Genomic DNA, 22,568 nt, shown 5'->3' on the forward strand with positions numbered 1-22,568 from the left:
AACGTATGAAGTCATCGACTTATGCGTTACTGCTTTATCCATTTATCGCAGCATCGAGCGCTAAGTACTGGCCATATGGAGCAAATACAAACAGTAAAGGAGTTGGTTTTTATAATATCCATGGAGAAGCTTAGAACATATTCGTTATTGTCCGTTGCGTTATTAATTTCTTCAGGTCCAGTGATTGCCGCTAACATTCCTGCGATAGCCAATGATTTTCCAGAGATATCGATAACGCATGTGGGATTATTAACGACTATTCCTTCATTATTTGTTATTCTTGGTGTGTTAATCGCTAATCGACTTGAACTTCTGATTGGGAAGAAAGCAACTATACTCACTGGATTAGGACTTGTTCTCATTGCGGGAGTATTTCCTGCATTGTATCATGACCTTTTTTCGTTACTGTTCATTTCTCGCTGTTTGTTTGGGTTAGGTGTAGGTTTGTTTAATCGGCTCATCATTCAGATGATCAGTGATATGTATCATCAGAATCCAGGTAAACAAGCAACCGTTATTGGCTTAGAAAGTGCCTTTGAGGGATTAGGAGGCATTTGTCTGACACTACTCGTTGGTCAACTATTGAAAATGGGCTGGCACACATCATTTTATGTCTACGCCCTGGCACTTCCTATTTTCATTGCATTCCTGATTTTTGTTCCTTCTGATAAAAAAGAGCTTAATAGAAGAGAAGCGGCCACAACGAATTCAAGCCAAACAAATAATAAAAAAGCCCTTCAAGTCATGATTGGCTATGGTCTCTTATTATTTGTGATTGTAGCTATCTTCATCAATTATAATTTACAGATTACTCCTTTGATTTTGGAAAAAAATATTGGAACTGCGACAAACGGAAGCAATATGATTGCATTTATAGGTTTGGGAGCTTTTGTTGCCGGCTTTTCTTTTGGAAAAGTATACAAAACATTCGGTAACTATATCGTTCCATTATCGATTCTGTTACTTGGAAGCTCGATGTTCGTTACCACATTATCGCAAAGTATCATTCTTACTACCATTTGCTCAATGATCATCGGGTTTTCATTCCGCTGTATAATGCCCTATTTATTGCATACGTTTGCTCAACAAATCGCGAAAATGGCAAAGTTGGGTACTACCATTGTTCTGATCTCGTATAACTTGGGAGCCACACTTTCGCCGTATGAAGGAAGGTTAATTACTCAACTGTTGCAACTAGATACAGTGCAATCATTAGTCTCCAGTAATGCAATGATCCTATTGTTGATGTCAGTAGCCAGTTTTGGAGTAGTAACCCTTCATCGCAAAAAGAAGAATATTCAACAAACATAGAAAACAGGGAACTTCTTGATATGAAGTTCCCTTGTTTTAGAGTGAGTTGTATAAACCGTTTAATTAGAATTTTTGTAATAAACCAAATGATCGGTCCATTCATTATTTTCGTGTATAAACCCTTTACGTACACATTCAAATTCCATACCAACACTCTCTGCTAGTTTCATGGAAGGGGTATTATCCACATTAATATGAGCTTCTATGCGGTGGAATTTCAGATGTTCGAATGCAATATGAAGTGCTTCATTCACAGCTTCTTTCCCATAACCTTTTTGCCAATACTGATTATGGATCGTGTATCCGAAACTTCCCCATTGAAAATGATCTCTTGCCAAGGTCGCAATATCAATCATACCCAGATGTGTACCATCATGCTTTCTAAACACACCAAATACATAAACGGCATCTGTACGCGCTAACTCCTGGTGTCGATCTACCAGATCGTGAAACCAATCCAGCGTACACTCACTCATATCGATTTTCCCTTTATCATGGCGGTGTTGAGAGGGCGAGCGATTTTCGAACTCATTCAACCAATTTTCATAGTCGTCTTTCTGTAATGGTCTAATGACTAGCCGTTCTGTCTCTGCAATATAATCAAATCTTTCTGCTTTTAATTTCAAAATGATATCTCCTCCGGATTAAATTTCCCCTCAAGACATAGCACTGAAATAGTTCATGACTACGCTACGAAATGCTAAAGCGGCTTTTGAAATATACCTGTTTTTGTGCGAAAGAAGAGCGATTTCCCGAACGAGTCTGTGATCCTCTACCTGCAAGAATCTAACACGTTCATTTGGGTTTCTGGCCGTGCTTGGTATAAATGCGAGACCGATCTCCGCCTCGACAAGGGCGGTTAATCTTGCAGGCTCATCACCTTCATATACATACTTCGGTAGGAAACCAACAGATTGACATGTGGAATCTACCATATCACGAACACCATACCCTTGCTTTACCCCAACAAACCACTCGTCCTTAAGCTCAGTTAATTGAATGCTACTTCGGTCTGCATATCGATGACCCATAGGAACAGCGACTACGATCGGATCGTCAAACAGCATCTGACATTCGATATCGTCACCTTCAATCGGAGGGGAGGAGAGACAAAAGTCCACCTCGCCCCGATGTAGAAGTCTGGACATGTTTTCTAACGAAACCATTTGCACATGGAACTGAATATCCGGCTTGTTTTTCCGGAATTCCCGCAGTATGCCGGGCAATGTGCTCGCCGTAGTCACTGCCAATTGCAGTGTACCCTGATCCGGATTGTAGAGGTCAGCGATTTCCCGCTGTCCCTGTTCCAGTTCAAACAAAGCCTTTTCAGTTCGGTGAAGAAATGTTCTCCCAAAGTCGTTTAGTCGCAGCTTTCTCCCGATTCGATCAAATAAAGGGACGCCCAGGTCGTCCTCTAATCGTTGTATCGTTTTGCTCAGGGAGGACTGAGTGACGTGTAACTTTCCTGCGGCTTCCGTAACATGCTCGCATCGGGCCACCGTCAGGAAATATCTGAGTTGAAGAAGCTCCATTTGCACCATCCTTCATTCCTTCTAATACATCAAATCATAACATACAATGCGTTGGAATAAATGAATGGTTTCAAGTAAGATGACAGCAGAAGAAGGAGAGGTGCACCAATGAACGTTGGAAAAAAAGGATTGATGTTAGCTGTTGGACTCGGAATCATGTTGAATCCGTTAAATTCCTCCATGATTTCTGTGGCTATCTCAAGATTGCAACTCGTGTATCAACTTGATTTTACAGCCGTTTCGTGGATTATTTTATCGTTCTACATTGCCAGTGCTGTGGCTCAACCCGTCATGGGCAAGTGTAGTGATTTGTTTGGTCGCAGGAAGATTTTCCTCATGGGTCTTGTTATTGTTTTCGTTTCATCCATGTTAGCTCCATGGTCTCCCAGCTTTTCATGGCTTATCGTATTTCGAATCGTTCAATCGATTGGCACAAGCATGATGGTGGCTGTCGGAATGGCGATTGTGAGAATGAACGTGACTGAAAAACAAGCATCCGCCTTGTCTACCTTGGCGATATTCCTCTCTGGAGCAGCTGCAATTGGACCTTTTATTGGTGGTGTATTGATTCATTGGTGGGACTGGCATAGCATATTCATCGTTAATATTCCGTTTGTCATGGTAAGCTTTTGGTTCGGCTGGAAAAGCATCCCGAAGGACGAGACATCTCCGTCTATCTCTGCTCATATGTCCATTCGGCAATGGCTTGCGTTAATTGATGCACCAGGTATCCTGATGTTTACGTTAGCCTTGGTGACTCTACTCCTTGGTTTACTTTCAGTGAATTCCACAGGAGATATTTCATCTTGGCATCTACTGACAGGAGGAATCGGCATAATTACACTAGTTATATTCATACGACATGAATTAAAAGCAGCTACACCTTTTATCCCTTTGCGAACGTTTGCCATATACCCCGAAATGACGTGGGTCAATGTGCAATACATGCTGGTGAACATCCTGTTTTACGCTCTTTTTTTTGGCGTTCCTACGTACTTGAAGCAGGTACGTCATCTCAATGAAGTCTATACAGGAATGAGTATGCTAGCCTTGGGGGTGTGTTCACTAATTATTTCTCCGATCGCCGGGCGCTGGATTGACAGATCGGGATCACGACCAGCTCTGATCGTATCCGCTGGTTTAATGACAGTCGGCTCGCTATTTATCGCCGTCATGAACGAAACTTCCCCAATCGTCATTATCATTGTTGCTTTAGCTTTATTTGGCATAAGTAACGGCTTAAACGCAGTTGGCATGCAAGCAGCTCTGTTCAAAAGCACACCCAAAGAAATGATCGGTGTAGCATCGGGGATTTTTAATACATCACGCTACCTGGGGACCATCTTATCGTCATTATTGATTGGGATCGTCATGGGAGATACATTCAGTGTGACAGGATTTCAGATACTTGGCGTCATCCTTACAGTGCTTGCTGCATCGTTAATCATTATGAGCATACGTAGCAAGGAGGATGGGGTGAATCCAGAGCAGGTAAACTAAGCGAAACGCCCTTTAATACCACGGTTGCACCCAATGAATCAATAGCTCCATTGGGTGTTTTTTTTGTTTTTCACCAAGTTGTCAGAAAGAGTTGATCCTTTCTTGAACGTTTAGGGTAGAAGACGTGACTTTGATTGAATTAGATAAAAATAAAGATATAATAATTTTGATTATTAGGTCTTGCAGAGCATTTTCTATGCATTTGATATCAGGAATCAACAGGAGTAAACGCAAAGAACATGTGGCAAGATATCGTTGTCATTTACTTTGTGAAATTTTTCTCTTAATTCGTTCACATGAACGATTAGGAACGTCCAAACCTGGTATTTAATGCAACTAATGAGTAGCAGACCTTGTCCTAAGCAAAAATTGATCACAAAAATGAAACAGAGTTTGAAAGGAGGCAACACAAAGAATGGCTATTGATACGGTGTTATGGAGCAGGCTGGTGACGGGTTTGACGCTCGGTTTCCACGTGATTTTTGCAACGCTTGGTGTCGGCGTACCTTTGATGATTGCTATTGCAGAGTTCATCGGTATTCGGAAGAAGGATCACCATTACATACTTATGGCAAAGAGGTGGTCCAGAGGGTTTGTCATTTCTGTGGCTGTGGGTGTCGTGACAGGTACAGCGATATCACTGCAGTTGGCCTTGGTATGGCCGAATTTTATGAAGCTGGCCGGGAATGTCATTGCACTGCCACTATTTATGGAAGTGTTCGCATTCTTTTTTGAAGCGATATTCCTGGGCATTTATCTGTACACATGGGATCGGTTTAAAAATCCGTATATCCACTGGCTGCTGACCATTCCGATTGTCGCCGGGGCAGGCATGTCTGCTGTTTTTATTACAACAGTGAACGGATTCATGAACCAGCCTGAAGGCTTTGTCATGGAAGCAGGTCAATTCATGGCAGTGAACCCCGTACAAGCGATGCTGAATACGGCGACGTTCTCCAAGGTGTTCCATGTATTAAGCTCAGCCTATTTGACAGGAGCTGCACTGTTAGCAGGAATTGCAGCCTTTGCGATGCTGAGAAAAGGAGTGTCGTCCTACCACAAAAAAGGCTTGAATCTCATGATGGCCGTAGTTTTCGTATTCAGTTTATTAAACTCCTTAGCTGGAGATGTATCTGCCAAGTTTTTGGCTGAGCATCAGCCGGAGAAACTCGCAGCTGCAGAGTGGCATTTCGAGACAGAAAGCGGCGCGGATCTCATTTTATTGGGATGGTTGAATGCTGAGCATGAAATTATAGGCGCTCTTCATTTGCCGAAGCTGCTCAGCTTCCTTGCCTTTGGAGACTTTAATGCCGAAGTAACCGGGTTGAATGAATTTCCACCAGACGAGCATCCACCATTACTTGTGCATTACTTGTTTGATCTAATGGCTGGAATAGGTTTCGCTCTGCTTGCTATATCAAGTCTGTACTTCCTGTTTGTGTTCTGGAAGAAACGTAATCAGTTTAACAAGTGGATGCTTCGTATGGTTGCACTCAGTGCACCGCTTGCTTTTCTGGCTGTTGAGATGGGCTGGTTCTATGCAGAAGTGGGGCGACAGCCATGGATCATCCGAGGTTATATGCGGGTAGAAGAGGCCGCTACTTCTTCACCGAGTGTGAGAATTTTATTTTTCGTCTTCTTGCTTCTCTACATCCTGCTAGGCGTTATGTGTGTCGTCGTACTGAGAAGGTTGTTCAATAACAATCCTGCTGAACTTGAGATGGAGAAATGGTTGAAAGAGAAGCATGATCAATCAGCCGAGAAAGGGGAGCAGGCATAATGAGTTATGAGTTGATTGGTATATCGGTACTCTGGCTGTTCTTGTACGGCTATCTTATAGTAGCATCCATTGATTTTGGAGCAGGGTTCTTCGCCTTTTATGCACGCCTGACGAAGCAGGATCACCTGATTAATCGTCTGATCTCTCGCTATCTATCACCGGTCTGGGAGATCACCAATGTATTCTTTGTCTTTTTCTATATTGGCATCGTCGGCTTCTTTCCAGATACGGCCTATTATTATGGCTCCGCGCTGCTCGTTCCGGGAAGTATTGCCGTCATTCTACTTGCCATTCGTGGGTCGTTCTATGCTTTCGAAAATTATGGTTCCAAAAAAAGTATCGTGTACTTGTTTCTATACGGAGCTACAGGTTTGCTTATTCCGGCGTCGTTGTCAGTAGCACTGACATTGTCTGAAGGTGGCTTTATTTTGAAGCAGGGGGATACCGTTTCCCTGGATTACTGGGCGCTGTTCACCAATCCATTATCGTGGAGCATCGTTGGTCTAGCCATCGTGTCCGTATTGTTCATTAGCGGATCATTTCTCACATTTTACGCTTCACGGGCAGAGGATCATTCGGCATTGAAGCTGATGCGGAACTATGCATTGTTCTGGAGCACACCGACCATTATTCTCGCGCTGACTGCATTTATATATTTGGGTCAACACAATGAGCGTCATTTTCAAAATATGATGGATTTATGGTGGCTACTGGCGCTTTCCGTTGCGTTTTTCATGATTGCTATGTGGCTGTTATATAACGGACGGCGTTACGGATTAGCTTTTATATGTATCATGCTGCAATTTTTCACAGCCTTTTTCGCTTACGGCATTGGGCAATATCCTTACATTCTTGATCCATACATCACGATTCAGAGCAGCGCCACATCGCCTGCAATGGGCTTCGCTCTAGTGGTCGTGTTTATCGGTGGTCTGTGCCTGTTAATTCCTTCTCTGATTCTGGTCTTCAAACTGTTCCTGTTTGACGCGGATTATGTGAAAGGGAAAAAATAAAGGAGGAGCGTTCCATGAAGAGGAGAGCCAAATCCAATCTGATCTCGCAGCAAATGTCTTTACAACGAAAAAACAGGCTTTTCCTTGCGATCATCTCGCTGGCGCTTGGTGTAGCTATTGTAAGTCAGGCCACATTGGTGGCTGAAGCAGTCCAGCGAATCTTTGTAGAGAAAGCTTCCTTTTCATCCGTGATCCTGTTGCTTGTTCTATTGCTGGCTGTTATGGCTGTACGTACACTGTTGACGTATGGCAATGGGAAAGTGGGCTTGCATATGGCAGCACGCGCCAAGACGAATATGCGAGCAGCCGTTTTGCAAAAACTGACTCAAGCTTCCATGCCTTCAACCCTTCGTGGACAGACGGGAGGAAAGGTCAGCGTTGCTTTGGATGCTGTAGATGAAGCCGACAGTTATTTCAGTCAGTACATGCCACGAATGATGGAAGCTGCGATGATCGCAGTTCTGATTCTGGTTGTTACATTTACGCAGCACGCCAACACAGGCTGGATTATGCTGTTTACGGCACCATTTATTCCACTCTTTATGATTTTGGTGGGGCTTCAGACGAAGAACAAATCAGAAGAAAAATACGCGCAACTGGCCGAGTTCTCCGGTACGTTTCTGGATTCGCTTCAAGGGCTGGTTACGTTAAAAATATTCGGACGGTCTAAACGTCAACAGCAGGAGATTGAACGCAGCAGTCTAGGTTATCGTGATGCCACCATGGGCATTTTGAAGATTGCATTTACCAATACGTTTATGCTGGAATCGATCGTGATGTTAAGCATTGGTATCGTCGCGCTTGAACTCGCTATCCAGTTACTCGTTTTCAAATCGATGAGCTTCCACACGGCCTTTCTCGTGTTGTTACTCGTCCCTGAGTTTTACAGTCTGCTGAAGAATACGGGAACGGCTTTTCACAGTGGGCGAACCAGTATGGGGGCGATTCGTAAGGTGGAACAGATGCTTGAGGAAACAAGTATTAAGAGCACACAAACGAAGTCAGAAGAAGGATCGGATCAAAGCGATAAAACCGATGTGGATGCAACAGCACAGACGGAAGAGCTCCGTACAGCTCGGGCCGAGTTGATAACAATGCCCCCGGCCATTGAACTGAACGATGTCAGATTCCAGTACGCACCTGATTCCTTTGGACTTGAGACAGGACAGATCTCAATTGGACCGGGAGAACAGATCGCTATTGTAGGCAAAAGTGGCTCAGGTAAAACCACGCTGCTTCATCTCATTGCCGGTTTGCTGAAACCAGATTCGGGAGCGGTTCTGGTTAACGGCAGCCAGCTTTCGCAATATGATGAGGCTGCATGGTTCGAGCGTGTTAGCTACATTACACAGCATCCGTATATTTTTGCAGGTACATTTGCCGAGAATATTGCGATTGGGGCAGGGCGTAACGTCTCCAGAGTTGAAATTGAGCAGGCGGCAGAGGAAGCAGGACTTGCTGGCGTTGTTGCACAATTGGAGCAGGGATTAGACACGTTTGTTGGTGAAGGGGGCCGGGGATTATCTGGTGGGGAAAAGCAAAGACTTGCCTTGGCACGTGCTTTTCTGAAGAGACCCGCTGTCATTTTGTTCGATGAACCCACCGTGGGACTGGATCTGCATACCGAGCGGGTACTGCAACAATCCATTGCGTCATTAGCCAAAACGGCAACGATGATTACGGTGGCACACCGGTTATATACGATTCAACATGCGGACAATATTTTGTTTATGGACAATGGGGTATTGGTGGATTCAGGTCATCATAACGAGCTTCTAGCACGTTTGCCGCAGTATGCAGAGATGGTGGATGTAGGGCGGAAAGGAGGGTTAGCATGAATGAGCTGACGATTTTGTCAAAAGCGATGATTCAGGAACGCAAGGATATCTTGCTTTCCATTTTGGGCGGATTCATCGCCGGCATAGCAGGTGTAGCTCTCTTTTCCGCGAGCGGGTATATGATATCGCAAACGGTATTTGCGCCACCGCTGTACACCTTAATTGTACTCACCTCGATGGTTAAACTGCTTGGTTTCCTTCGAGCGGCGAGCCGCTACGGAGAACGCTTGTATTCCCACAGGGCGACATTCTCCATGCTGAGCCGTTTACGGACGTCCTTTTTTGCCAAACTGATTCCGGTAACGCCGGGTATATTGAACAAAAATCGAAGCGGGGATCTGCTTGCGCGAATCGTAGGTGATGTGGAAAGCTTGCAAAATTACTTTTTGCGAGTCGCGTATCCACCAATCATGGTCGTTATGGTGTTCTTGGCTACCATGCTGTTCACGTCGGCCTTTTCGATCTGGATTGCGTGCTTGTTAGTACTAGGCATGCTAATCACGGCATTTGTTGTACCAGGCATTGTCTTGTTAGGTCAGCGAAAAATACACGGACGTGTCCGCCAGCAACGAGCTTTGCTGTCCACGGAAGTAACCGAAGTGTTGTATGGTTTCCGTGATCTGAAAGTATACGGCCAATTAGAACAACGTGAGCAACAGCTTCAGCAGGCTTCCGCTGCATTGGCAATAGAACAGAAACAAGCGGCTTCGCACTTGCTGCGAGGGCAATCCATGCATGTTTTTGTAACGTATCTCGTTACATGGGGTGTGCTGGCACTGAGCGCTTTCTTAATTGTGAATGGAACGTTTGCCGGTGTATTCCTCGCCATGCTGATTTTGGCCACACAGACCGTGTTCGAAGAAGCTGCGGCAATGGCTATATTACCTTTGTATAAGCAGGATAGCGAACACGCCGCTCAGCGACTGTCAGAAACGGTGCCGACCTCCGATGTGCAACCTGTACAGCCAAGCGGTAAAGTGTCAGGCGATCATGCAGTTTCAATCGAGTTATCTCGTGTTAACTTCCAATATGAAGGTGAATGGAGACCGGCGCTCAGGGAGCTTTCCTTGCAACTTGCAGCAGGCTCCAAAACAGCGATTGTTGGCCCAAGCGGGTCAGGCAAGTCAACGATTATCGATCAGCTGCTCAAGCTGCGTACGCCAACGTCTGGCGATATACGGTTAAACGATGTTCCAGTGCAGGAACTGAATGAAGAGAGCATCTGGCAAAACGCGAATGTCGTGTTGCAGCAAAGTCATTTCTTCCGGGGAACCATCCGGGATAACCTGCTGCTGAATGGAGAAGAACATTCGGATGAACAACTGTCGGATGTGCTGGATAAAGTACAATTGCCGAATAAATCGTTGACCGATATGGTATATGAAAAAGGAGAGAACCTATCGGATGGCGAGAAGCAGAGGCTGGCTCTGGCACGGGCCATGCTGCGCAAAGGACGGTTATGGCTTCTGGACGAACCGACGTCTTCACTGGATTACGTCACAGAGCAACGTGTATTGCAGCATCTTCTGGCTCAGGCATCCGAAGATACACTTCTCCTTATATGCCATCGGCTTACGGGACTGGAAGAGATGGATCGGATTGTGGTCATGGACCAAGGCAAGATCGTGGAATCAGGTTCCTTTACCGAGTTGATGGAGCAAAAAGGATACTTTTATGAGATGAAACAAATTGAACGACAAATGATTGGAGACATCGGGGCGTGAGAATGTAAGATCAGTCCTACTCAAGGTGTCGGTAGTATCTCAAAAAAGACTAAAGAACGTTACTGATGTTATCATCAGTTATCCGTTCTTTAGTCTTTTTCTCTATCCATTGAAGATAACCGTTAAGACGCAATGTTAATTCATCTTTACATAACAGCAGAAGATTCAGACGCTTTATTTTTCTTGGTAAGTGGTTTTTTCCTCAACGTTCGATCATACAGATACGGTTTTCCGTGATATTCCCATGCATTCTTTTGTTTCTGCTTTTTATGTATATCAACCTTGATCTCCAAATTGGCAACGTTATTCTGGAATTCTGAAGCAATTCGTTTGCACCACTTCAGTCCACTTTCTTCAGATGCACTGAAATGAACGCGTAACAGATATCCATTCACCGTTAATTCAAACTTGTATAAATTCATGAGATGTATCCTTTCCAGGTAGGGATTCTATACTGCATATAATTCGATAATCTAATTATAACAGGAACATACGTTCTGTAAAAGTGATATTTTTGAAGATCCTCAACTCAAGAAGGTTCGCTAGACACCTTTGCAACGGATCGTTTAATGGTAAAATATCTAAAAATGGTTCATGTTGGGGGATGCGCATGTATAAACTGATGATCGTTGATGATGAATTGCTCATGCGGGTTGGAATTCGTTCCATGCTGAATTGGGAAGAGTACAACTTCTATGTTGTTGGTGAGGCTGGAAATGGAAAAGAGGCATTGAACCTTGCGCTCAAAGTGATGCCTGATCTAATTATTACGGATATCAAGATGCCGATTATGGATGGGCTGCAGCTTATACAAGAGGCTTCGTACGTACTGAAAACCTGTAAGTATGTCATTCTGAGTAACTTTGACGAATTTCATTATGTAAAAAAGGCACTAAAACTTGGCGCTTCAGACTACTTGATTAAAAGCGAGATTACAGAAACTGCCCTTATCGATCTTCTGAGTACCGTTGGACAGAAACTACAAAGCGAACATGTTCATCCAACCTACACATCTTCTAGGGCACATGATTATTCCAACAGCCTAAGACATCTAAAGGACACCTTCTTCCAAGATATTGTAAGCGGATTCATAAGTGAAAAGGATATTGTCACTAAAGCGGAAGAACTGCATTTTCGTATACGATCGGACCAGTTGGTCGTCATCAAGTTCGTCGTGAACTATTACGAGGATGCGAAGAGGAAATATATTGAAAAGGGGGAGAAGCTACTCCGGTTTTCGATGCTTAATATTATGGAAGAGATCATTCCATCGAAATGGGAGAAAGAGATTTTCGTTGAAAGTTCTTCTGAATATTGGCTTATCGTTAATGTACTTCCAGAGAGCCAATCTGTACACGCCGACTTGAATAAACTATGTAATAAATTGCTGTCTTCAATCAAGGATTTTATGAATCTATCACTCACGGCTGGTGTGAGTAAAATGACTTCCGGTTTATCTCACATTAAAATGGCCTGCCAAGAGGCAGAAATGGCTCTACAACAGGGTTTCTTCACAGGGAGCAACCAGGTGTTGTATTACGATGATATGGTTCAATCCCCCGATAGAAATGAAGTAAAAGGAGCTCTGAGCCCGCAACAAGAAAGAGATTTTATGAAGTTGTGGGTAAGTAAAGACATCCAAAAGGCGGAGGAGTTCCTTGAAGGAATTCGCTCGGACCTGGAAGCGCAGCAGGCGGATGAGAATAGCATTCGCAAGCAATATATCATGGTAATGGAAACGATACACTCCCATCTATCCCGAGCTACGGAAAGAGGTGCACCTTCTTTAACAGAGAAATCGCCATATGAAACTGTTCTGAAGGGTGAGTACTGGGAGGATATTCACCAGGATATGCTTGCTCACATTACGCATTACTTTAAAACCGATTCCCAAATGAAGCAGGAAAGTACGTATACAGACCTCGCCATTGCATTGATCGACAAGTATTATGCCGAGGATATTTCGCTGCAAAGTATCGCTAGCCAAATCAGTGTTAATCCGTCGTATCTCAGCCGATTGTTTAAGCAGGAAAAAGGAGAGAACTTTATCACGTACTTGACACGAGTTCGGATTGAACATGCCAAGGCGTATCTATTGAGTAGAGGAATGAGAGTGTACGAAATCGCAGAAAAAGTGGGCTACCATAATTACACGTACTTCAGTAAGATTTTTAAAAAATCGGTAGGTGTCACTCCAGAGGAATATCGAGAACGACAGCAGGCATGAATGTAACCGGTGAATAGAGGTGCAGCATATGAAGCTTGTCCAACCCTTCCAAATCAAGCACAAAATTATGGTGATCTGTATGACAGTCATTATCCTTCCTGTATTGGTAATGACAATCAATTCGTACTACTCGTCAGAGCGGTTATTGGCACAGAACTATACAACGTTGCTAAGTGATCTGGCCAAACAGACGAATATTCGTATCGACGAGTTCCTCAAGGAGATTGAGAAAATCACGCTGTTAGCCAGCAATGGCCTAAGCAACAATCTATCTGCGACCCATGAAGGAAGTTTTCCGATCCAGGATTTTCTACGGGAGGGTAACGAACAAAGTGAGATTGCCGCATACAATATTCTGATGAATTATATCATGATGAAGGATCGCGTATTCTCCATTTACCTCTACAATATGAACGGGGGAGAAGACCTGTTCGTCAGTCCACATCAACCTATTGACCCAGACTTCAAAGTGGCGAACGAATTGTGGTTCAAAAAGTTCATGCACGATAATGATCGAACCATTACGCTCACAACACGAATCGATGAGCAATTGGAGAATAAAATACTGGCAGTGTCACATGCTCGCAAAATTCATGATGTGGCTAGTGGTGAACTGCTTGGCGTGATCGTTGTGAGCATTGATATCAAATTCATTGAAATCGTCAACCGCAACTTGCAGGAAGGGCTACGTTCCAGATTCATGATCGTTGATGAGAATGACAAGATTGTATATAACGTAAACGACCGATTAATTGGTACACTGTTCCGTGACAACGTTCGTCCGCCTGAAGCATTAAATGTCGTAGTGACCAGTCCCCTTAGTCAGCAAAAATGGACAACGTACCTATATATGCCCTTGGATGAGCTGACTGCTGATGGCAAAATTTTGGGCCGTAATCTGGTGACACTCGCCATTGTCATTGTTCTTTTTGCTGCGGTTATATCCATCTTTCTATCTCATGTCATTACAACTCCGATTAAGAAGCTGCTCCGAAATATCGCTTTGGTCGAGAAAGGTCAATTTGAACAAGTTGAACCTATTGCCTCCAGAGATGAGATTGGACATTTATCCATTCGATTCAACAGAATGTCGCATGAATTGAAGCGGATGGTCGAACGGATGCAGCAGGAAGAGATAGAGAAAGCCAAGGCCGAGATGCGTGCGCTCCATGACCAGATCAAGCCTCATTTTCTGTATAACACACTGGGGTCGGTGAAATGGATTGCCTCGATGCAACAGGCTGACAAAATCGTGGAAATGACCGATGCACTAATCTCGATGCTTCGTTATGCAACCAAATCCGATGGAACCCTCGTAACCATTCGTGAAGAACTCGATAATATAGCGAATTACGTAACGATTCAGAATGTCAGGTACTATGATTGTATTCAAATGAGATATGAGGTTGAGGATCGAATGCTGGATTATCGCATGCCCAAAATGATTCTACAGCCCATTGTGGAGAATGCGATATTTCATGGACTCGCCGAACTCGAAGAAGACGGAATCATTACCATTCGGATTCAACCACAGCTGGATGAAGTTGTGATCCAAGTCTGCGATAATGGCGTCGGCATGGATCATCATACGATGCAGAATTTGATGGAAGAGAAGTCCGGTGCAGGTACGGGAACGAATGGCATTGGATTGCATAATGTGCAGCGGCGGATTCAACTTCATTTTGGTAAACCCTATGGAATACAGGTAGAGAGTAAAGTAGGTGAAGGTACCATTTTCTCCATTCTGCTGCCGGCCATCTCAGAGTTTAGATAGAACAAAAGGGCTCGCAGGTTGAACTGCAAGCCCTTTTGTTTACCCCTTGACGCTACCTAGCACCAACCCCTTGGTAAAGTATTTCTGTAAGAACGGATACACGAGTAAAATCGGAATGGCACCCAAGAACATTTGAGCGGCACGCCCCGTTCTGGCGTTCATCATGGATAACAGCTGCGTATAATCTGATCCAGATTTCAGCATGATTTGCTCAAAACTCTGCAAAAGGGTCTGGAGGTAGCTTTGTAATGGATAATTGGCTGGATTGTTCATATAGATAATGCCATCGAACCATGAATTCCAGTGGGCGACGATACTAAACAAACCGACTGTTGCCAGAGCGGGCTTGAGGAGCGGGAGTAGAATACGAAGCAATACCTGTACAGGTCCTGCACCATCGATAATTGCTGATTCTTCAATTTCCTCGGGCAAACCCCTTATGAAATTCATGAGAATAATCATGCTGAATACGGGGAGAGCCCCAGGCAGGATCAAAGACCATATGGAATCGATCAGTCCCATTTTGACGACAACGAGATAGGTTGGAATGAGTCCACCGCTGAATAACATGGTTACGATGAAAAATCCCATATAGATATTACGTCCCATTAATTTTTGTTTTGACTTGGAGAGGGGATAAGCCGTGAGCACGATCAGTACCAGATTCACCAACGTTCCGAGAACGGTTCGCTGGATGGCCACCCAGAGGGAGGAGAAGAAGGACCCTCCAGTTAATGCAAATTCATAGGCCTTTGTCGTGAATTCCACAGGCCAGAACGTAACACTTCCCGCCGATACAGCCGCGCTGCTACTGAATGAAACAGCAAGCAGGTTGATAAACGGTAGGATACACAGTAGAGAGATCAGAAGCAATATGGTGTAGTTTAGGATAAGAAACAAACGCCTGCTCATACTTTTATCATAGATCATAGTGTTAGTTCCTCCTTCTTAGAAGATGCGATAACCAGCTACCCTGTAGGCCAGGATGTACGATACAGCAACGAGAACACTGGAAATGATGGATTTGAATAACCCAACAGCGGTACCGATTGAATACTGTGCCTGCTGAATTCCCAGACGGTATACATAGGTATCAATAATATCACCAGTCTGATAAACAACAGGGGAGTAGAGATTATAGATTTGGTCAAAGCCAGCATTGAGTACGTTTCCAAGCGACAATACAGTCATTAAAACAATCGTTGGCATGAGGAGCGGCAACGTAATGTAGATGGTCTGCTTCCACCGTTTCGCTCCGTCGATCACAGCGGCCTCGTAAAGTCCCGGGTCAATGCTGGTTAAGGCTGCTAAATAAACAACTGTGCCAAAGCCGAAGCCCTTCCATATGTCACTTACAATCATAGTCCAAGGAAAAATAGAGGGTGTGCCAAGAAAGGAGATCGGTGCAATCCCGAAAACGCCTAGAAATGTATTGATAATGCCGTCGGAGCTAAGGATATCCAGCATGATGCCGGCCATAATGACCCAGGAGAGGAAGTTCGGAATGTAGACAAGTGTTTGGAATGTACGTTTAATTCCACTATGCAGGACTTCGTTGAGCAGTAATGCGAAAATAACGGGCACGATTATACCACCGATAATCTTGAAGACAGACATGTACAGTGTATTCCAGATCGTTCTTACGAAGTTCGGCTGATTAAAGATGTGGTTAAAATTATCCCATCCTACCCATGGCGAGTTGAACCCGAGGCCCGGATTGTACTTCTGAAACGCAATAATAAGTCCGTAGAAAGGGATGTAACTAAAGATGAAGACCAGAACCAGGCTTGGGATCAACATGAGATGGTAAGCACGCTGTTGCTTCCATTTGCTCAGCATTCGTATTCCTCCGTTCTTGGTGCGATATATTGTAACCGCTACCAAGAAGAGACGAGAACATTCCCATCCCTTCTTGGCAACAGACTCATTATTTTCCGTATGCCTCATTGACTGCCTGGGTTGCGTCATCGCCTCCGGCTGCACGCCAATTCTGGACAATCACATCGAAATAATCGATACTTTCGCTACCCATAATAATCTTGGTGAAGCCTTCGGTCAGGATATCATCCAAGGTTGTGCCGTAGCTTGATAGGATTTCTGGCGTAACACCCCATAGGGCCGTCTTGGTGTAGTTCTCGCTGTCGAGTACTTTCTTGGCAAGACCATACGCATTCTTTGGAGCACCTTGTTGCAAATAGTCGCCGACTGCTCCTGGTGTAGCATTCTCCATGAACTCCACACTGTTGTTATATTTTTGCCACATTCCCGAAGTCGTGAGTCCACTCGTATCCTTGGATTGAAGGGCAGCGGAGACCGCCTCAAATTGCTCGTAATCGGAATTCGGATTAAGTACACGGAACGCTCCAACTACATGGGCAATATCGTTGTCCAGCAAGGCAGATAGCGTTTCTGTGGATTCCTTGCCATTGCCTTCATCAACAATATAAGCATAGTCGTTCAAAATTTTGATCACTTCTTCAGGGCTTTTAAATCCCTTTTTCATGACGATATAATTGTTGTTGGCGAAGAAGATGGATTGTTTTGCTTCTTTCCCATCGACGGTAGGGATGATATAAGGGTAGAAGATGGCGTCCTTACCTAGATTGGATACCGTATCGACACCCGGATTATAACCCCACCATTGGTAATAAGGCTGCATGCCCACTTTGCCGGCTACGATGTCCGCGTTCATCGCATTAAAGTCTTTGATTGCAAATTCCGGATCAATGATGCCTCGCTTGTACCATTCTGACCACTCAGCCAGCGCATTCTTCATCTCGGGTTGCACTGATCCATACACTAATTTTCCACTGTTATCCTCCATCCACATATCCGGATGCGCATTCCATGCAATGGCGAGCAGGTTGAGGTAATCTAACGATTGATCTACCGCTATACCATAACCTCCGTGCTTTTCCATGAATTTCAGTGCAATATTCTTGATGTCTTCCACAGACTTCGGATCCTGGACTCCCAATTCTTCTTTCCAGTCGTTCCGAATCCAGATGAAGTCTGGTTGTTCAATTAATCCCCAGTGCATCTGTGGTATGCCGTACAGCTTGCCGTCCTTCTTTCCAGATTCGTAACTGTCTGCATCTGCTTCCATATAACCTTTGAGACGATCTGAAGCGTGTTGATTAAAGACCTCGGAAAGGTCCATGACCATGTCTGCTTCGACCAACTGTCTGAGTTGTGATGGATTCACCCTGAATACGTCAGGAAGATCGTTGGATGCGATAGCCAAATTAAGTTTTGTATCATACTCATCGCTGACCCAGTCTGTTTTGACATCGATATTGAATTTCTCCTTGTAGCGCTTAATCCACACATTGTTTGTGATATCATCGCCCTTTGGATACTTGGCAGAAGTGTATTCTGACGTCACGGTGTGAATGGTTGTCGTTCCAGCCTCGTTGGAATCGGGGTCCGTAGTTGAATCTTTCTCCGTGCTGCTTCCATTGCTACAGGCTGCGAGTAATAAGGTTGACATGCATAAAGACAAGACTAAAGTTTTCGTTTTCTTGTTCATTTCTTTTCCCCCTTATCAGTCATATTTCAATAACGCTTTCTTGAAAATATTCTAAACGAGAAAGGGGGAACGTGATATAAAAGTTATTGACGAGAACCCATATGTTTTTTTACTTTCGAGTCAGGGCGGAGAAAAGATTAATGAGTTCAGTGCACTTTTTTTACTTTTTACTCCTTCTTTTTTTACTCATGTCTCCAAAAATTGCTTGAGATGTCGATCGATAACAAGTGAATCTGCTTCATTAGCTCCGATGCCGAAGCAGTGTCCCCACTTGGACTCTATAGGTTGAAAAACAGCGTTCGCCATATGTTGAACATCATAGGCACTATCTTCTGGCGTGAAGAACAAATCACTTGACCCCGGCATAACGAGTGCAGGAGAGGTGATCCTGCTTAACGCCAGTTCGAAGTTGCCGTCATCTAGGGGATTATTGCTGATGTCGCCATATATTCCAGTACGCAGCATGGTAATCAAGTCGTTAGCATCAAAGGATAAAAACACCTGGTCCCAGTAATCTTCCACATAAGATTGCAAGGTATCGTAACCTTCGGTTTGATACAATTTCTCCAAATAATATGCCTGCGAAAACCCCCATGGAGCATAAGCTCTTCCCATCGCTGCGAGACCGGCAACTGGAGGGCGCTCATATCTACCATTTTTAAAATTCGAATCTGCCTGTAACGCTGCGATCATGGATTCGAACACGAGCTGTGTATGCGGTCTGCTCTTTGCCGTTCCGCCAAAAGGGGCGATCCGTTCGACCATCTCGGGATAACTCGTTCCCCATTGAAAAACCTGCATAGCACCCAGAGACCAGCCCACAACGAGTTGGATTTTGGTGATACCAAACTTTTGAGTGATTAGTTGATGTTGGGCACGCACATTGTCATACATGGAGATGAGGGGGAAGTTCTGCTTATCATATGGGGCAGGGGTATTGCTGGGAGAGGATGATAATCCGTTACCCAACATATTGGGCACGACGATAAAATATCGACTGGGATCCAGTGCCTTATCTGCTCCAATCAACCATTCATTATCTGTGTGAAGTCCAGCAAACCAGGTTGGAACGACAATAACATTGTCCTTTGCCGGATTTAAGGTTCCATAGGTCTTGTAAGCAATAAAGGCTTGAGGGAGCAGTTGTCCCGATTGAAGTAGTGTATCTCCAAGGCTATAGGTTTCATAATCATTCATGGCTAGATTCTCCTTACAATATAGTAATAACTTGATTTCACTCTACAATACGTCTATCATCAATTCAATGAAACATAATCGAACGAAACATTCATTTATTTTGAACAAAGGAGGTGCCTGATTCATGGAAATACGCCAATTAAAAACCTTTTGCACGCTTGCATCGACCTGCAGCTTTAACCAAACTGCTGAATTATTGAGCTATGTACCGTCTACCATAACCATGCAAATCAAATCGCTGGAAGAAGAACTCGGTGTGAAATTGCTGGATCGATTAGGAAAAAGGGTCGTGTTAACGGATGCAGGCCAACAATTTATGCCGTATGCCACTAAAATTTTAAACGATGTAGAGGAAGCAAAATGCATATCTAGTCAACAGGGGGAATTGGCTGGAACGGTTGTCATCGGGGCAGATGAAGTGCTATGTGCTTATCTTCTTCCATCCTTGTTCAAACGCTTCCGAGCGGAGTATCCTGGTGTGCGGTTATTATTCCGTCCGTTGTCTGGCCAAGAGCTTAAATCTAGTCTGAGAGAAGGACAGGCCGATGTCGTTTTTGTATTGGATGAGCCGGTTACTTCCAAAGATCTTCATTCCGAGTTTTTAAAGGATGAGACCTTTCAATTGGTGGTTTCTTCCGATCATGTGCTAGCATCGCGTTCTGCGTTGGTTATTGATGACTTCCACAAACAGCATTTCTTGTTAACCGAAAAGAACTGTTCGTATCGCACGTACTTTGATCAAGCTCTACTGAAAAAAGGTGCGGATGCTCTGACAGAACTGGAGTTTCATAGTGTAGAAGCTATTAAACAATGCGCTGTGGCCGGTCTAGGGATCGCGCTGTTGCCTGAAATGGCTTTGAAGAAAGAGTTAAGCGAGGCGGAACTGGTTGCTTTACCGTGGGATCTGTCTGAAATATGCTTTTCGGCGCAAATGCTCTGGCATCGGGAGAAGTGGATATCTCCGTCCATGACTGCTTTCATTCAGGTCGCTAAGAATGAGTTACAATGATTGTTCAGAATTTGTTTAGACGTATATGTTAAAATACGCTTCATGGAGATCGTGAAGTGAAATGTAAATGAACCTTCAACATTTTGATACAGATATATATGGGGGATTAGCAATGGAGAGAAAGATTAGAAATTCTGCAAAAGCATTAATTATCAAAGATGGGAGAATGCTCGCGATTAGGCAGGAAGATAATGGCGATGTAATCTATCTCTTGCCTGGCGGGAGTCAGAATGCAGGTGAAACGCTGACTGATGCCGTGAAGAGAGAAGTAGCAGCAGAAATCGGAGTAGACGTAGAACCGTTATCATTGGAATTCGTTATTGAAGGTGTGTATGGCGCAGCTCTTCATCGTGTAGATTTTGTTTTTTTAGCCGAATACATAGGTTTAATGGACAATAATAGATCTATTCTGCCAAGTGACGAAAATCAAGTAGAATATGAATGGCTTGACATTAAAAACTTGATCCAACAACCTTTATTGCCCTCAAAATTACGAAAGCAAATCATTAGATTGGTTGAGGGAGAAACAACGGTTATGTATTTAGGAAATGAGGAAGATGAGGACCTGAATGGTTAGACGTGCACACGTCGTAAACAAACGGCGTCTTGTATTTATAGAGGAAAGGCTATTTCAAAGGACATAATGGTCCGGTAAAATAGCCTTTTTGCCGTTGAACAAATTGTGCATAGGGATTCAAAAATGAACATCTAGGCTAGGGGTTACAGTAGGCCAGGGGTTATATATCTTGTTCCTTCATGCCTGCAGTCATATTTTTCTGACCCCACATGACCATGGATTCAATTAAAGGAACCAATTCCTTGCCCGATGCTGTGAGCGAATACTCCACTCTCGGTGGAACCTCGTTATATTGCTCCCGATGCACGATGCCGTAATGAATCAATTCCTTTAAACAGTTCGTTAGCATCGTTCCAGTAATGCCAGGCAGTCTTCTTTTTAATTCATTGTAACGTATACAGTCATTTTCACTAAGGATTGCCAAGATCGGAAGATTCCACTTGCCTCCAATGACCTGAAATGCATAAGTCGCTGGACATAACTGATCAAAATTAAACTCGTATTTCACTTGATACCCTCCAATAGTATACTTTTTGATACTAAGTCAGAAAAAGAATCGTACTTGTTCAGAAGTTTGTAGACATTATAATCAAACTAACACAAGAAAATCAATTCATAAGACAAGATAAAGGCGGGATAAGTGTGAGTAACGAATCTATGATGTGTGATCTGGAAACAGGCGTATGTGGTGTGAGCGAGGAAGAAGCGATGCAAGAAATCAATCTGAATCACGTTGAGAAAAAGATAACTCTTTATTACGCAACAGATCCGATTTGCTCTCACTGCTGGGCGCTTGAGCCTGTGCTTCATCGGTTTGTTGAGGAATACGGTCATTACTTTACGATGCAAATCAAAATGGGTGGGCTCCTGGCTAACTGGAATGGTTTCTCGGATGGCGCTAATGGGATTCAGAAGCCCTCGGACGTTGCAGCGCATTGGAAGGAGGTAGGTGAGCATTCACGCATGCCCATCGACGGTTCCTTATGGCACGATAATCCCATACTTTCTTCCTATCCGCCATCTCGGGTATTTAAGGTCATTCAGAGTGCTCACCCTGGTAAAGAGCATGACTTTTTAAGACGTGCCCGTGAAGCCGTGTTTGCATTTAATCGAAATATTGGAGAAGATGATGTGCTGACGGATATCGTCGATCAACTGGGCTTGAATGGAAAAGAAGTGGTTGAAGCGGCTGCACAGCAATCTGCACAAGATTTATTAGAGGAAGACTTTGAGAGTGTGGCTAGTTTGGGCGTTAGAGGTTTCCCATCCATAATCATTGTGAATGAAGAGAACCAGGGTATAAAAATTGTCGGAGCGCGTTCTCTTGAAACCTATGTGCAAGCCCTTCAGCAGGTGCTCGGTGGTGATCTGAAACCCAAACAGATAACCTCGTTGGAGCAGAAAATCAGTCAGGGACACCTTCTTTTTTCTAAAGAATTGGAAGTCATGTACAATATCGAAAAGAGTGATGTTGATTCATATGTGAAATCTGAATTGGCAGAGCACACATATCGTATGGGTCATATTTTGAATGAGAGGTATATTGAGCATATTTGA

At 44.0% G+C, this 22,568-nt stretch carries 19 protein-coding genes; 11 read left to right on the top strand and 8 right to left on the bottom strand.

Annotation, left to right across the window (positions count from 1 at the left end; genetic code table 11):
• Positions 1-120: 120 nt before the first annotated feature.
• Positions 121-1,311, top strand: coding sequence for an MFS transporter (locus MKX75_RS14520; RefSeq protein WP_339170225.1), 1,191 nt, complete (start codon positions 121-123; stop codon positions 1,309-1,311).
• 59 nt (positions 1,312-1,370) lie between these two features.
• Here the strand turns inward: MKX75_RS14520 and MKX75_RS14525 are convergent, their stop codons facing one another.
• Together MKX75_RS14525 and MKX75_RS14530 are read right to left on the bottom strand one after the other, a co-directional pair.
• Complete coding sequence (locus tag MKX75_RS14525) at positions 1,371-1,937, bottom strand: GNAT family N-acetyltransferase (RefSeq protein ID WP_339170227.1); 567 nt, start codon at positions 1,935-1,937, stop codon at positions 1,371-1,373.
• Between the two features lie 30 nt (positions 1,938-1,967).
• Entirely contained in the window at positions 1,968-2,843 is an 876-nt protein-coding gene (locus tag MKX75_RS14530; protein WP_339170475.1) for a LysR family transcriptional regulator, read from the bottom strand.
• A 108-nt stretch (positions 2,844-2,951) separates the two neighbouring features.
• Here MKX75_RS14530 and MKX75_RS14535 point away from each other — a divergent pair, with 108 nt between their 5' ends.
• From MKX75_RS14535 to cydC, 5 genes are all read left to right on the top strand, one after another.
• The gene (locus MKX75_RS14535) at positions 2,952-4,343 is read left to right on the top strand and encodes an MFS transporter (protein ID WP_339170229.1); all 1,392 of its coding nucleotides are present in this window, start codon (positions 2,952-2,954) and stop codon (positions 4,341-4,343) included.
• Between the two features lie 415 nt (positions 4,344-4,758).
• Positions 4,759-6,123 carry a cytochrome ubiquinol oxidase subunit I gene (locus tag MKX75_RS14540; protein WP_339170231.1) on the top strand — a complete coding sequence of 455 codons (1,365 nt, stop codon included), beginning with the start codon at positions 4,759-4,761 and terminating at the stop codon, positions 6,121-6,123.
• Entirely contained in the window at positions 6,123-7,136 is a 1,014-nt protein-coding gene (locus tag MKX75_RS14545; protein WP_339170232.1) for a cytochrome d ubiquinol oxidase subunit II, read from the top strand. The genes MKX75_RS14540 and MKX75_RS14545 overlap by 1 nt, the downstream gene beginning before the upstream one ends.
• Positions 7,137-7,150: 14 nt before the next feature.
• A complete protein-coding gene (gene cydD, locus MKX75_RS14550) occupies positions 7,151-8,974 on the top strand; it encodes a thiol reductant ABC exporter subunit CydD (RefSeq protein ID WP_339170233.1) in 1,824 nt (607 codons plus the stop codon).
• Positions 8,971-10,698: a thiol reductant ABC exporter subunit CydC gene (gene cydC / locus MKX75_RS14555; RefSeq protein ID WP_339170234.1), complete on the top strand. Its 1,728-nt coding sequence runs from the start codon at positions 8,971-8,973 to the stop codon at positions 10,696-10,698. Before cydD ends, cydC begins: the two co-directional genes overlap by 4 nt.
• Positions 10,699-10,844: 146 nt before the next feature.
• Here cydC and MKX75_RS14560 read toward each other — a convergent pair whose 3' ends face one another.
• Complete coding sequence (locus tag MKX75_RS14560) at positions 10,845-11,120, bottom strand: hypothetical protein (protein WP_076331197.1); 276 nt, start codon at positions 11,118-11,120, stop codon at positions 10,845-10,847.
• Between the two features lie 188 nt (positions 11,121-11,308).
• On the opposite strand from MKX75_RS14560, the gene MKX75_RS14565 reads away from it, so the two are divergent.
• A complete protein-coding gene (locus MKX75_RS14565) occupies positions 11,309-12,925 on the top strand; it encodes a helix-turn-helix domain-containing protein (RefSeq protein WP_339170236.1) in 1,617 nt (538 codons plus the stop codon).
• A 28-nt stretch (positions 12,926-12,953) separates the two neighbouring features.
• On the top strand, positions 12,954-14,699 hold the full coding sequence (locus MKX75_RS14570; protein ID WP_339170238.1) for a sensor histidine kinase: 1,746 nt from the start codon (positions 12,954-12,956) through the stop codon (positions 14,697-14,699).
• Positions 14,700-14,738: 39 nt separating this feature from the next.
• Here MKX75_RS14570 and MKX75_RS14575 read toward each other — a convergent pair whose 3' ends face one another.
• The 4 genes from MKX75_RS14575 to MKX75_RS14590 all read right to left on the bottom strand — a co-directional run bounded on the left by MKX75_RS14575 (position 14,739) and on the right by MKX75_RS14590 (position 19,425).
• A complete protein-coding gene (locus tag MKX75_RS14575; protein WP_076331200.1) occupies positions 14,739-15,629 on the bottom strand; it encodes a carbohydrate ABC transporter permease in 891 nt (296 codons plus the stop codon).
• Positions 15,630-15,647: 18 nt separating this feature from the next.
• On the bottom strand, positions 15,648-16,538 hold the full coding sequence (locus MKX75_RS14580; protein ID WP_062834473.1) for an ABC transporter permease subunit: 891 nt from the start codon (positions 16,536-16,538) through the stop codon (positions 15,648-15,650).
• 88 nt (positions 16,539-16,626) lie between these two features.
• Positions 16,627-18,189, bottom strand: a complete 1,563-nt coding sequence (locus tag MKX75_RS14585) for an extracellular solute-binding protein (RefSeq protein WP_175623688.1) — start codon at positions 18,187-18,189, stop codon at positions 16,627-16,629.
• 225 nt (positions 18,190-18,414) lie between these two features.
• Positions 18,415-19,425 carry an alpha/beta fold hydrolase gene (locus tag MKX75_RS14590; protein WP_339170239.1) on the bottom strand — a complete coding sequence of 337 codons (1,011 nt, stop codon included), beginning with the start codon at positions 19,423-19,425 and terminating at the stop codon, positions 18,415-18,417.
• A 124-nt stretch (positions 19,426-19,549) separates the two neighbouring features.
• On the opposite strand from MKX75_RS14590, the gene MKX75_RS14595 reads away from it, so the two are divergent.
• Both MKX75_RS14595 and MKX75_RS14600 read left to right on the top strand, forming a co-directional pair.
• A complete protein-coding gene (locus MKX75_RS14595; RefSeq protein WP_339170241.1) occupies positions 19,550-20,434 on the top strand; it encodes a LysR family transcriptional regulator in 885 nt (294 codons plus the stop codon).
• Positions 20,435-20,546: 112 nt separating this feature from the next.
• On the top strand, positions 20,547-21,011 hold the full coding sequence (locus MKX75_RS14600; protein ID WP_062834477.1) for an NUDIX domain-containing protein: 465 nt from the start codon (positions 20,547-20,549) through the stop codon (positions 21,009-21,011).
• Positions 21,012-21,171: 160 nt separating this feature from the next.
• On the opposite strand, the gene MKX75_RS14605 is transcribed toward MKX75_RS14600, so the two are convergent.
• On the bottom strand, positions 21,172-21,519 hold the full coding sequence (locus MKX75_RS14605; protein ID WP_339170244.1) for a helix-turn-helix domain-containing protein: 348 nt from the start codon (positions 21,517-21,519) through the stop codon (positions 21,172-21,174).
• Between the two features lie 134 nt (positions 21,520-21,653).
• Here MKX75_RS14605 and MKX75_RS14610 point away from each other — a divergent pair, with 134 nt between their 5' ends.
• Positions 21,654-22,568, top strand: a complete 915-nt coding sequence (locus MKX75_RS14610; protein ID WP_339170247.1) for a DsbA family protein — start codon at positions 21,654-21,656, stop codon at positions 22,566-22,568.

Source organism: Paenibacillus sp. FSL R5-0341, assembly GCF_037975235.1.
GTDB lineage: Bacteria > Bacillota > Bacilli > Paenibacillales > Paenibacillaceae > Paenibacillus > Paenibacillus amylolyticus_A.